12 protein-coding genes are annotated in these 12470 nt (G+C 64.6%); 3 read left to right on the top strand and 9 right to left on the bottom strand.

What is annotated here, in order from left to right; genetic code table 11:
• Nucleotides 1-120 precede the first annotated feature (120 nt).
• Nucleotides 121-780, top strand: coding sequence for a hypothetical protein (locus KA354_21175; GenBank protein MBP7937164.1), 660 nt, complete (start codon nt 121-123; stop codon nt 778-780).
• A 50-nt stretch (nt 781-830) separates the two neighbouring features.
• Here the strand turns inward: KA354_21175 and KA354_21170 are convergent, their stop codons facing one another.
• The 9 genes from KA354_21170 to KA354_21130 all read right to left on the bottom strand — a co-directional run bounded on the left by KA354_21170 (nt 831) and on the right by KA354_21130 (nt 9508).
• Nucleotides 831-1208, bottom strand: a complete 378-nt coding sequence (locus KA354_21170; protein ID MBP7937163.1) for a PilZ domain-containing protein — start codon at nt 1206-1208, stop codon at nt 831-833.
• A 28-nt stretch (nt 1209-1236) separates the two neighbouring features.
• Nucleotides 1237-1509 (bottom strand): hypothetical protein, encoded by a 273-nt coding sequence (locus KA354_21165; protein MBP7937162.1) that lies wholly within the window; start codon nt 1507-1509, stop codon nt 1237-1239.
• 186 nt (nt 1510-1695) lie between these two features.
• Nucleotides 1696-2898 (bottom strand): aldo/keto reductase, encoded by a 1203-nt coding sequence (locus KA354_21160; GenBank protein MBP7937161.1) that lies wholly within the window; start codon nt 2896-2898, stop codon nt 1696-1698.
• A 196-nt stretch (nt 2899-3094) separates the two neighbouring features.
• Nucleotides 3095-3895 carry a sulfite exporter TauE/SafE family protein gene (locus KA354_21155; protein ID MBP7937160.1) on the bottom strand — a complete coding sequence of 267 codons (801 nt, stop codon included), beginning with the start codon at nt 3893-3895 and terminating at the stop codon, nt 3095-3097.
• 33 nt (nt 3896-3928) lie between these two features.
• Nucleotides 3929-4792 (bottom strand): metal ABC transporter permease, encoded by an 864-nt coding sequence (locus KA354_21150; protein ID MBP7937159.1) that lies wholly within the window; start codon nt 4790-4792, stop codon nt 3929-3931.
• Nucleotides 4789-5544 (bottom strand): ABC transporter ATP-binding protein, encoded by a 756-nt coding sequence (locus tag KA354_21145; GenBank protein ID MBP7937158.1) that lies wholly within the window; start codon nt 5542-5544, stop codon nt 4789-4791. The genes KA354_21150 and KA354_21145 overlap by 4 nt, the downstream gene beginning before the upstream one ends.
• The gene (locus KA354_21140) at nt 5541-6557 is read right to left on the bottom strand and encodes a zinc ABC transporter substrate-binding protein (GenBank protein ID MBP7937157.1); all 1017 of its coding nucleotides are present in this window, start codon (nt 6555-6557) and stop codon (nt 5541-5543) included. Before KA354_21140 ends, KA354_21145 begins: the two co-directional genes overlap by 4 nt.
• 33 nt (nt 6558-6590) lie before the next feature.
• The gene (locus KA354_21135) at nt 6591-6923 is read right to left on the bottom strand and encodes a CopG family transcriptional regulator (GenBank protein ID MBP7937156.1); all 333 of its coding nucleotides are present in this window, start codon (nt 6921-6923) and stop codon (nt 6591-6593) included.
• 1151 nt (nt 6924-8074) lie between these two features.
• Nucleotides 8075-9508, bottom strand: coding sequence for a hypothetical protein (locus tag KA354_21130; protein MBP7937155.1), 1434 nt, complete (start codon nt 9506-9508; stop codon nt 8075-8077).
• A 612-nt stretch (nt 9509-10120) separates the two neighbouring features.
• Here KA354_21130 and KA354_21125 point away from each other — a divergent pair.
• On the top strand, nt 10121-10822 hold the full coding sequence (locus KA354_21125) for a response regulator transcription factor (protein ID MBP7937154.1): 702 nt from the start codon (nt 10121-10123) through the stop codon (nt 10820-10822).
• On the top strand, nt 10819-12402 hold the full coding sequence (locus tag KA354_21120) for a HAMP domain-containing protein (protein MBP7937153.1): 1584 nt from the start codon (nt 10819-10821) through the stop codon (nt 12400-12402). The genes KA354_21125 and KA354_21120 overlap by 4 nt, the downstream gene beginning before the upstream one ends.
• Nucleotides 12403-12470: the final 68 nt, after the last annotated feature.

The raw sequence follows: 12470 nt of genomic DNA, 5'->3' as shown, positions 1-12470 counted from the left end.
CAGTGCCATCCTGACCCTGGTTTATCTCCTGATCCGATCGGGCCTGTTGGGTGGCGCCGGTCGGGACCAGGACTAGGTTGCTCGGTTTCCACGGTCGCCATGCTGGAGAGACCGCAGCGGATGGATACCCGACAGAGCCAGCCTGGACGTAGGCTCGGGCCGCCGACGCGGGTTCTCCATCGTTACCTGGCATTCGGCTTGCTGGTGACCGTCATTTTGGGCGGCACATTCGCGATGAAGCATGCTCGCCGCCATGGCCGCCCGGGTCGGTTTGCCGAGGTGGAGCCGGGGCAGCTGTATCGATCCGCGCGTCCCGATGCCGAATCGTTGCGGCAGGTCGTTCGTGAGTACAAGTTGAATGCCGTCCTTGCCCTCGAGGCCGACGAGCGTGGTCACCCGAGGCGGCAGGAGGAGGAGCAGGTTCTCAGGGGGGAGGGCGTCCAACTGGTGCGAATCCCCATTCCGGGCGAGGGCGAGAAGTGGACGCTCGCCTTGGACAAGGCCGCCCAGGTCTTGGCGGATCCGGCGAGTCGGCCGCTGCTGGTCTACTGTGTCTCCGGCGTCGAGCACACCGGGGCGGTGTTCATGGCTTACCGTCTCAGGTACGGCCGATGGAGCTTTCAGCAGGCGCTAGCCGAGGGAGACCGACACGGATGCGGGATCCAGGACCGACCTGAGTTGGTGAGAGACCTGCGCAAGTACTACCAGGAGCATGTGCTCGCCGTCTGGCCTGCGGCCTCAGCTTCGGCCCCGGCGGACAGCGGATCCGACGGACGTTGATGAAGCACGTTCAGGGGAAGGCGTCTGGTGCGAGCGCGGGCCTGTGGCGGTCATTCCTCGAAATCGAACTGCAGCCCGATCAGGTAGCCCTTCGGGATCTTTGTGCAGTGGCGGATTACACCCTTGCCGTAGAATGAGGCTTCGGGAAAGTGGCAGGCGAGCTCGACGCGTGTGCCGGGTTCGAAGGATGCGTCGGCGATCATGCCCAGGCCGTTGGTGCTCAGGTTGTGGCAAGTTGCGTAGAATCGTTCTCGCCCATCGCCGCCTGCTGGCCAGAGTTCGACTTGGCCCGGGAAGGGCCAGCGGACGCTTCGGCGGAGGTCTTGACCGGCATACAGATCGGCTGACGGTCCGGCCAGTTTCCTGCGGGTTTTGAGCAGAATGGCCACGCGTTTTGGCGTCAGCTTGAGGATCTCTTCGATCTTCATGTTATGCCTCCAGGACTCAGTATACGATTCACTTTCTGAGTGGGGCGGTAGTTTTTCGCCGCAAGACAAGTTGCCTGCCGATCAGCAGACCCCAGAACTGCGTCATTATCGCCACGCCGCCACCGACCGGAGCACAGTCCACGGGTGGGAGGGCGGCCGGCAGCTCGGGCTGATCATCGGAGTTCGTCTGGTCGGTGGTGTCCGGGCCGGTGGTTTCCTGGTGGCCACCGTTCGGGCCGGCGGGTGGTGTTGTTGTCGGCGACAGAACGATCGCGCTGTCCGTCCAAGGGGACTGTCTCATAGCAGGGGTATCGGTCCTGGCCAAAAAGGACTTGAGGTGGTCAAAGGTGTTATCGGATGTGCGGCCGCGCTCGTCGCCGAGCCTGTGGGGCGTAGTACGCTGGGTGACGTCGCGCGGCCCGGACTCAGTCGGACATCGCCGGGTTGCCCTTTGAGTAGGGTCATGATTGCCTGTCGCCGCACTTCTTCAGGCCAGTCGTCGGGCCGCGTCGCGCACCGTAGCAGGGCTGGCCAGATGGACCGGGCAGACCTTGGCGCAGGCCTGGCAGTCTCCGCACCGTGCGGTGAGGCCCGCGAAATCGACGCCCATGGCGGCGTACTCGGCGCGGGCGTGATCAGGCCAGCCGTATTCGTCGTTGTACATGCGGAAGCGCATCAGGTCGGCCACGGGCAGGTTCTGCGGGCAGGATTTGGTGCAATCGCCGCACATCATGCAGGCCCCGGACCGGGTGTGGAGGAAGTCGATGGCGGCCTGCTTGTCGGCCGGGCGGGTGTGAGGTGACTTGAGGGCCAGCTCGGCGATCATATCCACCTGGTCAAGCGTGCTGACGCTGGTGAGCACGCTGTCCGCGCCCGCCTCCAGGACCAGCTTGGCGTGGGGCAGAAAGACGGTCTCGCCTTTTGTGGTCGCCTCCTGGGCGCCGCTCTTCATCGAAAGGACCCCGACGCCTTTCTCGCGGAGAGCCTTGAGGTTTTTCAGGAATCGTTCACCCTTTTCGGCGGCGGGTTGTGCTCTGCGGCCGCTGGCTCCAGGGATCATGGCCATGGAAAGCAGGGCCATGTCGAAGTACTTCGGTGCCCTATCGAGGACCATTTCGAGGGTACCGTTCATATCCTTGTGGCAGACGAATCCGGTGTAACGGACCTTGCCTTTCTTCTTGAGGCTGTCCTGCTGCCTCTGGATGGCTTCCAGGCGGGCGGGATCGGGCTCGTGCAGTTCGGTGAGGGCCGCCTCGGCATGTTCGACGTTGAGCGTCTTGAGCAGGTCGTCGATCTCGCTCTCCCGGTCGGGATAGTAGCTCTTGATGCACAGAAAGACCTTTTCGCGGTAGCTCTTGTCGGCCTTGAACAGATCGCCGACCGAGCGGATGGCCTTGCCACCGCTGTAGTTGGCTGCGGTGTGCACGAGGTTGACGCCGCGATCGATGGCTAGTTTGAGGATGCGGGTGCCAAGCTTGTCGCCTATTCGGATGCTCCCGAAGCTGATCAGGGTGACCGGGAAACCGGTCCTGCCGAGCACGCCAGCCGGTAACAGAGGTCTCTTGGCGGCGATTTCGGCACCGGCCAGGGCGCTTGTTGCCAGGGCCCCGATTCCCGTGGCCGCCGCACCGGCCGCGGTGGTCCGAAGAAACGCCCGCCGCGTGAACTGCTGGTTCTGTTCTCGATCCATGCTCGGCTTCCTTTCTTGCGTTGCCCTGTCGGCTCACCCCGTCTTCGAGACCCCGTGCCGGCCGCCCCGTATTCTAACGCGCCTGGCCGCCAGGTTGAACAGAAGTCTCGGGTCATCTGTTCCTGGTTCGTCCTGGGGAATGACCTTGGGAGAATGCGTGACCTGCGGTGTTGGGCCCATGCGATTTGCGGGGCGGCTACCCGTTCTTGTAGATCAGGTAGGCGCCCGTGATGGCCAGCAAGCCGTAGATGACCGGCCGAAAGGCGGCGGCGGGCAAGCGCTTGTTCAGGGCCGCGCCCAGCCAGACGGTGAGCGGTGCAAACGGCACCAGCCAGAGACTCTTGATCAGTGTATCGGTGGTAATGACGTGGTTTTGCACGAGGAAGGGGATCTTCACGGTGTTGAAGACGAAGTAGAACCTCGCGGCCGTGCCCACGAACACCCGCTTGTCCATGTGCTGCAGGAGGAAGTAGATCGTGGTCACCGGCCCGGCCGCATGGGCGACCATCGTGCTGATCCCGGCGGCCAGGCCGAACGGCGACGCGGTCGCCCATCCGGGACGCCAGCCGTGCTGCAGGTCGCCGGGCCTTTCCCTCGCCTCCCTTCTCACCAGGAGGGCTCGGATCGGATCGAGAACGACGAATGCCACCGACAGGACGCCGACGATCAGTTTGAGGAGGCGGGCGTCGAGGCTGTCGAGCAGGAACCAACCGGTCACGAGACCCACCAGGACCCACGGAGCGATGGTGACCAAGGGCTGGATCCGCCACTCCTTGGGATAGTGTCGCAGGGTGAAGATGTCGAGCAAGACGAGGATGGGGGCCCACATTCCCAAGGCGAACCTGGCCGGCAGGACGAACAACAGCATCGGGAAGGCCAGCGATCCGACGGCCGCGAAACCGCCCTTGTCGGCGCCGGTCAAGAGCAAGGCCGCGCCGACGACAAGAAGGTACGTCGTGGGCGTAGTCTCGAGTCCCTCCGGCAGAATCCAGTTCATGCGAAGTCGGTTCCCTTCAAACGGCAGGTTGCCTCATGCGGATCGGGCGATGCGGCGCCTCTCCGCGAGTAGCCATTTGCCGCCGACAACGGCAAGGTACAGGGCGCCGGCCAAGGCGATGGTTGTCGCTCCAGGGGGCAGCTCCGGGCCATAGCTGATCGCAAGGCCGGCTGTGGTCAGGGCGGCGCTGATCATCGTGGCCAGGAGCATCATCTGCCACAGACGGCTGGCGAAGTGCCCGGCGACCGCCACCGGCAGGGTGAGAAGAGCGATCACCAGGACCAAGCCGACGACCGTCACCAGGACGACCACGGTGAGGGCGGTCAGGCAGAGCAGCAGAAGATAGTAGAACTCGACCGACACTCCCCGGAGCCGAGCGAACTCCTCGTCGAAGCAGACGGCCAGGAACTTGTTATAGAAGAGAAGTCCCACCGCCACGACCATGATGTCCAGGCCACCGATGAGGATGAGGTTCTCTCGCGAGACCAGCAGGATGTTGCCGAACAGGTAGCTCATCAGGTCTTCGTAGTATCCCGGGGTGCGGGCGATGAACAGAATGCCCACGGCCATGCCGATGGCCCAGAGGGCGCTGATCACCGTGTCCTCGCGTTCGCGGGCCCGAAGGCTGACCAGGCCAATGGTCAGCGCCGCGGCGACCGCGGCCACGACCGCGCCGTGAAGCGGTTCGAGCCAGGTCCAGCCCTGAACGGTGTGCAGGTAGCGGGCGGCGCCCATTCCTCCGAGAATGCAGTGGGCCACGCCACCGGCGATGTAGGTGATTCTGCGCGTCACCACGTAGCTGCCCACGATCCCGCAGGCGACGCTGGCGATAATGCCCGCCAGGAGAGCATGGCGAAGGAGCACATTGGTACCTAGTGCGTCGAGGAATTCGATCATGTGCCTCCCTCCGGGCGTGGCGTGCCGAGGTGATGTAGCAGACGAACCTCACGGCCATACATGTCGGCCACTGCCCGCTGCGTCAGCTCCTTGGTCGCGTGCATGTGCACGGTGCGGTTGACACAGATGACGGTCTTGAAATGAACCGACACGAACCCGATGTCGTGGGAGACGATCACGATCGTCAGTCGTTCGTTCAAGCGGCGGAGGAGGGCGTAGAGATCATCCTGGACGGCCGGATCGAGGTTGGCCGTGGGCTCGTCGAGCAGCAGGATCTCCGGATCGCAGGCCAGGGCTCGGGCGATGAGCACGCGCTGCCGCTGCCCGCCGGACAGCTGGGAGAACGCCCGACCGGCCAGATGGCCGAGTCCGACCTCCGCCAGCGCCCGACCGGCAACGGCCCGGTCGGCTCGCCGGTACGCGCCCAGCAGGGGGGCTTGGCCGAGACGGCCCATGAGCACGACGTCCATGACGCTGACCGGGAAGCGGGGGTCGAGCTGAGCGTGCTGGGGCATGTAGCCGATCCGGCAGCGGGCCCGCTCCGGCGATTCGCCGAGGATGCTCACCGTGCCGCGCTGGGGGCGGATGAGGCCGAGCATGAGCCGCAGCAGCGTGGTCTTGCCGCCACCGTTCGGCCCGATCGCACACACGAAATCGCGCGGCGGTATGGCGAGCGTGACGCTGGAAACGACGGGTGGTCCGTCGTACGAGAAGGTGACATCCCGAAGATCAATGACCGGGTCCACTTTCACTGGCTGCTTCCCGCGCTGACGCCCGCCAGGGCCATCTCGATCTTCCTGCTGATGTCGACCAGGTTGTCGAGGTATTTTTCTGCGAGAGGATCCATGACGACGACCGCACCCCCGATGGCCTGAGCCACGGCTTCGGCGCTCTGGCGAGTGAACTGGGGCTGCACGAATATCAGCCGGACGCCGGCTGTCTTCGCTCTGGCGATGAGCTCCTCCAAGTGCTTGGCTGACGGCTGCTTGCCGCCGGTTTCCACCGCCACCTGTTTGAGGCCATACGCGTCGGCGAAGTAGCCGAAGCCCGGGTGAAAGACGAAGAACTCACGTCCCGCAAGCGGCTTCAGGGCCTTTCGGATGCGAGCGTCGGTGTTGTCCAGATCGATGTGAAAGGCATCCAGGTTGGCCTGGTACTCGGCCGCATGGGCCGGGTCCAGGGCGACGAGTTCCCTGCAGATGATGGCCGCCTGGTGCTTGACCAGCCGCGGATCCAGCCAGGTGTGGGGATCCAGTTCGCCGGGCTCGTGGTGGTCGCCCTCGTGCTCCGCGTCGTGGGCGTTGGGCGCGGTAGCCGGGGCATGGTGTTCCTCGGCGCACTCGGCATCCATGTTCCGAAACGCAATGCCCTCGGAGGTGTCCACGATACGCAGGGTCTTGACCGCCTCGCCGATCTTGGCCACGACATTCTTCTCAAAGGGCACTCCGATGCGAAAGAAGACCCGGGCGTTGCTGATGCTCACGACCTGTTTGGGTGTTGGCTCGTAAGTGTGGTGCGACTGGCCGGGCGGCACCAGGACGGCCACATCCACCCGATGGCCGCCGATGCGCTGAACGAAATAGCGCTGCGGGGGAATACTCACGAAGACGGAGACCCGGTCGCCCGACGGCTGGGTAGTGACGGGTTTCTGTCGGCAGGCGGGGACGCTCAGGAGCAGGCCGGCCAGCGTACCGAGGGCAAGGACTCCGAGCCGCAGACGGAGAGGTGCGGATCGAGATCGCGTGGGGTGGGTGGATGGGTTCATGATTGTACTGCTTCCTGCTTCATGAAGACTCGGTTACTTCGGGTGTCGTGCCGGTCGCTGCCTTCGGTTTCCTTTGCGTTGACGAGTGTGCACGCGCTCCGCCGGCGGTCGACAACACACAATGTGCCACTCGTGGCAGTCGCCGCACTCTCTGACCGCGTGATCTTCGGCGAATTTGGCCCAGTGGGCTTTCTGCTCCGGCGTCAGCAGGCCGGTGCCCTGGCACAGCGGACAGACGTTGTCCAGAGCCGCCAGGATGGCGGCCCGGATGAACTCCGACCGGTTGGGCAGGGTCTTGAGGGCTTCGACCAGTGAACCTTCGGCCTTGAACGTCACAATGGACTGCTTGTGATTGGGCATGATCATGGGGCCTCGCGCATACGGCGTCTCATGGCTGGGCGATAATACTACGTAATACGCGGGGGTCAAGTTTGGGAGGGAGGCCCCGGAATCCGCGTTCAGCAGGCGGTTCCCTCGGAGCCTCGGCCACGGTGAGGGGGACGATCGGCGGGCATGGTCGAACCCGGGCGTGGCCGGTGCGCAGCCGCCGAGACGGGTGCTCCACGGTGCACCCGGTCGTGTGGTGCATCTGGAGAACCGTCGGCAGCCTGACGGGGCCGAAGGATGCTCGCTCGTGCGGGCTGCGGACGGGGGCAAGGGGGGGGATCAGGCCGGCGACACCGGGTGTGTACCGTCGTTGCCGTCAACCGGCACGATGTACTTCTGACGGAGATTGCCTTCAGTGCGTGTCTCGTGCCGCGGCGAAGTCACACCTGAGGAACACGCCCGAAAACGGAATCTGATGTTCACAAGGACTTAGAAACGGAGAGGGCGGGATACTCTGCCCGCCTCGATCATTCCGTTCCTGCGGGGATTCTCGTCAACACGTAAACCCCTATGTCACAGTCAGATACGGTTGCACGCTGCACCACGTCGGGAGGAGCCAACAGGCCCGATTGTCCTGTACGGCCTTCCACAAAACTTCCACAACCGGCGTCCGTCGTTCTCCTGCCCGAGTGCTCCGCCGACATTCTCGCCGCAACCGCTACCTACCCGGAGCAGTCCGACGCTACTGCCCTCAAGCCCTATCGTCAAGGCCCCTGAAGCGTTTCCCCCACCAATCCGGCTCCCGACGCCGGCCTGACTCGCGTCCTCCGCCAAGCCTGGAGTCCGCATCCTCTGCTTCTCCGTCCCGTCATCAGGAAGAACCCTGATGCCGCAGGATTCCCAGAGACCGATCCGCAGCGCACGGGCGGTCGCCGGCACACGCCGCACCGGCTCCACTCGCGCACTTTATGTGACAATACGATGCCCGATACGATGACTTACCAACGCCCGAAACGGCCGGAAGTGAACTAAACAGGGAGGTAGACGCCGCCCAGGACTAAGGCCCAGGTACTGGCCAACAAACCAAAGACAACGAAACGGTTCCTGGTCTGGTTAAGCAGCCCCCCCCACCCCCGGAGCCGAGCCGCCACCCCTCGCGGAATCAAATCTCCCATCAGTCAAACACCGCCTTATCCCTCCTCGACGATGTTCAGGCTCATGAGCCGGGCGAGGTGGCGAAGGCTGTCCATGTGGTCGCCGTAAATCACCACCCGGTGCAGCAGCGTCATGGCGTCCTCGGTCTCGAGGATGCTGCTCCAGTCGGCGGCCATCTTCGCCGCGTCGCGCACCTCCGTGACAATCTGGGTACGGCAGGCATGAACCGACTTCTCCGGCACCTCGATGATCTTGCCGGTCGAGGCGAGGATGGTGTCCAGCCGGACGAACTTAGAGCGGGTGATCGTCTCGCCGATGCGGTACTGGACCTCGGGCACGCAGCCGCTGCCCCCCACCTCCGAGTGCCCGCGGAGCAGGTAGGGAGCGGGCTTCCCGGCCGCGCCGTCCATCATCAGCGGCGCGGTGCAGTGGGCGGTCCACAGGACGTTGCGCGAGGTGTCGAAGGTCGCGTTGCCCTGGAACCCGGGGCGATCGAAGGCGTACTGGAACAGGAGCATGGTCAGGAGCGAGTCCATGTCCCCCTCGCAGGCGGCCGGGATACCCGAGTCGCGGAGGCGCGTGAATCCCAGGCAGGGGAATCCCTTCGGCAGCCAGCCCATGCACGTGCCGATGGCCAACCCTTGGGCTCGCTGCTGCTGCATCAGGTCCTGGAGCGCCACGCTCACGCGGGCCGCCTTGTCGACATCCTCCTTGTTGGGCTCGAAGACGGCTTTCGCCTCCCCGGTCCAGCGCGCGGCCTCGTCCTGGACCGCCTTGCCATCGGCGGAGGCGATCAGGTCGCTGAAGGTCTTCTCGTCGACGGCCACGACCTCGGCACCCAGGCGCCTCTTGACCTCGTCCGGCGACCGGGCGGGCGCCGTCCCCTGAGCGGGCGGGAACAGCAGGATGCGGGTCTGCCGCAGCAAGGGGATTACCCTCAGGAGGCGAAGGGCGCGTTCGAGGTCACCGTAGTCGCTCGTGGGCATGAGGGTGACCGGGTGACCCCGGCGCTGCCAGCGGTGCGGATACATCCAGTCGTGGCCACTCGCCGGCAGAGAGTAGACGACCATCGGGTGGTTCCCTTCGAGGATCGGGCCCACGACCCCGGTCAGGGCGAAGCAACTCAGGTTGATGGCGAGCACCGGCGTGCCGGGCCCTGCGGCCTTGAGCAGGGCCGCGGTCTCCTCGAGGCTGTTCGACTGCCCGATCGCCAACTCGACGTTCCCCAGCTTCTTCTCCGCCTCGGCCAGACGAGCCTTCATGGCCTCGAAGTGCGGCGGATCGGTGTTCCACCCGCGGTCGTTCGGTCCCGGTGAGCCGGTGAAGATGACGCAGATCCGTGCCTTGCCCGAGGGCCCAGGGGGTGATTCGGAGGCCCAGGCGTGCTTCCAGGCCGCTCCTGCGAGCATGAGGCCGCCAGCCGCCACACCCGTCCCCAGGAACGTTCGTCTCGTGCATTGGTCACACATTGGAACCTCTTCGCCTTTCGGCCATGTATGGCGTGAAATCGCAGCCCGGGCGGCACGGACAGGCTGTCCGAGACGACCGCCCGGAACAACTGATACTAACGGATACTGATACTGGTAGACAATCGACTCCGCGAGGGGCGGCCGCGTAGCCGCGGACCTCCCCGCTACCATGGGCGCATCGTCGGTTGCCCTGATCTCCATCATCAGGACGGAGCCATACTGCGCCGACAGGAAACCGAGTATGACGACCTACAGATCCCGGACATTCCCGGGGCTGAAACACAGAAGCCACTTGCCGCCCGGTAACTCCTGTGAGGCACGAGCGAAGGCCTTGCTGGAGACCTGACGGGAAACTCGTCCATCGCGATGAAGGCTCTGAACCTTCAATCTGGCTCCGCGCGTGGAACAGCGGTTGATACAAACGGATACATACCGTTCACCCTGTTCCGCTCTGCCGGCGGTATAATCTGCCCAAACGCGGACCGGTGGATCTCGGCGGAGCGTCGTGCCCGTCACAGCCATCGTCATTCCCAGGGGTGGCGAAGGAACGACGCGGAACGCCGTGTCGGGAATCCAGCATCACTTGCCGAGGAAGTCAACGGATACGCACGAATGAAGGAAGAACCGCCCGACCGCCGAATTCTCCTGGTTGAGGATGACGCTGCGCTGGCCGGCTTGGTGGCGGACTTCCTGACGCCGCACGGATTCCGCGTCGCAATCGAGGGACGCGGCGATGCTGCGATCGGCCGCATTGTCCACGAGCATCCCGACGCGGTACTGCTGGACGTCAACCTTCCCGGCCTAGACGGCTTTTCGATCTGCAGAGTCGTGCGGGCTAGTTATCGCGGTGTCATCATCATGCTGACCGCGCGCGGCGAAGAGATCGACGAGGTCCTGGGACTGCAAGCGGGCGCGGATGACTACCTAGCGAAGCCGGTCCGACCACGGGCGTTGTTGGCACGGCTGCAGACTCACTTGCGTCGCGCGACGCCGGCCGAAGGGGCGGGCCCATCGATCGTCGTTGGCTCGTTGGCTGTCGATGCCGGTCGCAGGACCGTCGCGCTCAACGGCGTTCCCGTGGAACTTACGACCGCCGAGTTTGACTTGCTGTATCTCCTGGCCCGACATGCCGGCCAGCCGCTCAGCCGCCAGGATCTCTATGTGCAAATCCAGGGGATGAAGTATGATGGGTTGGATCGCTCGATTGACCTCCGGATCTCGCGTCTGCGGAAGAAACTCGGCGACGATCCGACTGCGCCTCGGCGGATCAAATCGGTGCGTGGACTCGGCTACATGCTCACGGTGGGACCATGACACGGCTCTTCACCCGCTTCTACCTATGCGTGCTGATTGTGCTGTTCCTGGCTTGGTGGATTCACGGCGCGGTCTGGAGATGGCGAGCGGAAGCCGACACGGCCCAGGTGATCTTGATCGCCCACCGGGGTGGCGCGCGACTGGTGGCCAGGGAACTGAACTCAGCGGCGGCGACAGCTCGCCAGCGGATCCTGGCGGATCTGCGGCAGCGATTCGCCTACCCCGTGGATGTTATCGCCCTGACTGACTTGCCAGCTTCCGCACAGCGGGAGATCCATAACGGCGAAGACGTGGCCTACGCCCGTCTGGGCGGGAGTCACGTCGTCGTAGCCGCTTTGGCTGGCGGGACTGAAGTCGTCCGCCTCGGTCCGCTGCCGAACTACGAGCTTCGGCAGATCGAGGACGCGATTGGCGGTTGGATGCGACTCACGGCGGACAAGCTGGCGGCCGCTCCACCGGACGAGCGGCAGGCTGTTCTGCGGGAATTGCAGCGCGATTTCGTGTTCCCGATCGAGATCGTGGGCCGCAAGGAGTTGCCGCCTTGGCCCCAGGGACGAATCGACAGCGGAGAGTCCATTGTCTTCTATCCTCAGGGTCCACCGACCTATGAGCGATGGATGGCCACCACACCTTTGGCCGATGGTGCCCGAGTCGTGCGTTTCGGGCCGTTTCCAAGCTTCGAGAACGTCAACCAGAAAGCGGCCGCCACAACGCTGGCCCTGATCCTGCTTCCCGTCGCGGCTGTCATTGCCCTGCTCCTGCGGCCCCTGGCGCGGCAGCTGCGCCATATCGAACGCGCTGCCCTGAGTATCGCCGCGGGCGATTTGACGGCGCGTGTCGACGAGCGCCGCGTGACCTCCGCCATGTCGCTTGCCCAGGCGTTCAACTACATGGCCGGTCACACCGAGACCCTGGTCCGCACGCAGCGCGAACTGCTACAGGCTGTGTCACACGAACTGCGGACTCCGCTGTCGCGGATCCGGTTCGCCGGCGACTTGCTGGCGACGGCAAGAGATGACGAGGAACGTCGGCGTCGGCTGGAGATTCTGGAGGCCGCAACTGACGAACTCGACGAACTGGTCGGCGAGTTGCTCAGCTACGTCCGTCTGGAAACATCGCCGCACCGCTGCGATGTGGAGTTGATCTCGTTACGAGGTGTGCTGGACGTGGTGATTCCCAGACATGCCGCAGCCTGTCCAGCCATTCAGTTCCAGGTGGACGAAGGTATTACCGACAACCTGGTCGTCGTCGCGGAGCGAATGGGCCTGCAACGTGTCGTGGGCAATCTTCTGAGCAATGCCGGTCGGTTCGCCGGCAGTCGCGTGATCATTCGGGCGCAGTCGGCCGCGGGAGTCACTACCGTCGACGTTGACGACGATGGACCGGGAATCCCGGAGTCTGAGCGGGAGCGTGTGTTCCAGCCATTTGTCCGACTGCAGAACGACTCGCCGGATCGCGGCGTAGGGCTGGGGCTGGCCATCGTCAAACGGATCGTAGCGCAGCACGGCGGCACCGCCCAAGCCTTGCCCAACCCGCTCGGCGGCTGCCGGATTCGGACAACGTGGCCGGCGCAGGCGTAGTCTCCGGCGGATCTGCGGCCGTCCGCGCGCCTGGCGGCCCTGCTGATAGAATCGGATACAAAGCGATA

The sequence above is a fragment of the Phycisphaerae bacterium genome, assembly GCA_018003015.1.
Lineage (GTDB): Bacteria > Planctomycetota > Phycisphaerae > UBA1845 > PWPN01 > JAGNEZ01.
This window is presented reverse-complemented; position numbering and strand designations above follow the sequence as displayed.

What these genes read in the sequence shown, in the direction of transcription:
- KA354_21175 (MBP7937164.1), top strand. Translation starts at nt 121, where the DNA reads ATGGATACCCGACAGAGCCAGCCTGGACGTAGGCTCGGGCCGCCGACG.
- KA354_21170 (MBP7937163.1), bottom strand. Translation starts at nt 1,208, where the DNA reads ATGAAGATCGAAGAGATCCTCAAGCTGACGCCAAAACGCGTGGCCATT.
- KA354_21165 (MBP7937162.1), bottom strand. Translation starts at nt 1,509, where the DNA reads ATGAGACAGTCCCCTTGGACGGACAGCGCGATCGTTCTGTCGCCGACA.
- KA354_21160 (MBP7937161.1), bottom strand. Translation starts at nt 2,898, where the DNA reads ATGGATCGAGAACAGAACCAGCAGTTCACGCGGCGGGCGTTTCTTCGG.
- KA354_21155 (MBP7937160.1), bottom strand. Translation starts at nt 3,895, where the DNA reads ATGAACTGGATTCTGCCGGAGGGACTCGAGACTACGCCCACGACGTAC.
- KA354_21150 (MBP7937159.1), bottom strand. Translation starts at nt 4,792, where the DNA reads ATGATCGAATTCCTCGACGCACTAGGTACCAATGTGCTCCTTCGCCAT.
- KA354_21140 (MBP7937157.1), bottom strand. Translation starts at nt 6,557, where the DNA reads ATGAACCCATCCACCCACCCCACGCGATCTCGATCCGCACCTCTCCGT.
- KA354_21135 (MBP7937156.1), bottom strand. Translation starts at nt 6,923, where the DNA reads ATGATCATGCCCAATCACAAGCAGTCCATTGTGACGTTCAAGGCCGAA.
- KA354_21130 (MBP7937155.1), bottom strand. Translation starts at nt 9,508, where the DNA reads ATGTGTGACCAATGCACGAGACGAACGTTCCTGGGGACGGGTGTGGCG.
- KA354_21125 (MBP7937154.1), top strand. Translation starts at nt 10,121, where the DNA reads ATGAAGGAAGAACCGCCCGACCGCCGAATTCTCCTGGTTGAGGATGAC.
- KA354_21120 (MBP7937153.1), top strand. Translation starts at nt 10,819, where the DNA reads ATGACACGGCTCTTCACCCGCTTCTACCTATGCGTGCTGATTGTGCTG.